We start from the raw sequence: 602 nt of genomic DNA, 5'->3' as shown, positions 1-602 counted from the left end.
ACAACGGTTACTGCCATGATAGTAATGTCGTAACGGTGGAAGCCGTATCGGATGGCTACGTCACCGAGGCCGCCGCCGCCCACCGTTCCTGCCATCGCAGAGTAGCTCACTAATGTCACTAGAGTAATCGTCACTGAGTTAACAATAGTCGGCATTGCTTCTGGTAGGAGAACTTTTGTGATGATTTGCGTTGGTGTTGCGCCCATGGATTGCGCAGCCTCAACCAAGCCAGTTGGTACTTCCAGCAATGCGCCTTCAATAAGACGAGCGACAAACGGAATCGCACCAATAGTCAGCGGAACGATTGCCGCAGTTGTACCAATGAAAGTGCCCACTAACATTTTAGTCACCGGAATGATCGCAACCATCAAAACAAGGAAAGGAACTGAGCGCCCAACGTTAACCACTGCACCAAGAATTCCGTTCAGTTTGGTGTTTTCTAGTAAGCCGCCTTTCTTAGTAATATGCAGAATCACTCCCAACGGAATGCCGACCGCAAAACCCACTACGCCAGCAACTGCGACCATGTAGATGGTTTCCCACGTAGCACCTAAAAGTAGTTTGCTGTTTAAACTTAGCCATTCAAAAATCGTATTAAAGGA

Annotated in this window: 1 protein-coding gene; it reads right to left on the bottom strand. The window is 48.3% G+C overall.

Annotation, left to right across the window (positions count from 1 at the left end):
- Positions 1-602: methionine ABC transporter permease (locus R7Q46_RS28400; protein WP_318078472.1), on the bottom strand; the 602-nt coding region annotated here is incomplete at both ends.

This window comes from Vibrio sp. 811 (assembly GCF_033339195.1).
The sequence above is the reverse complement of the archived record's forward strand: the minus strand, read 5'-3'. Positions and strand labels throughout refer to the sequence as shown.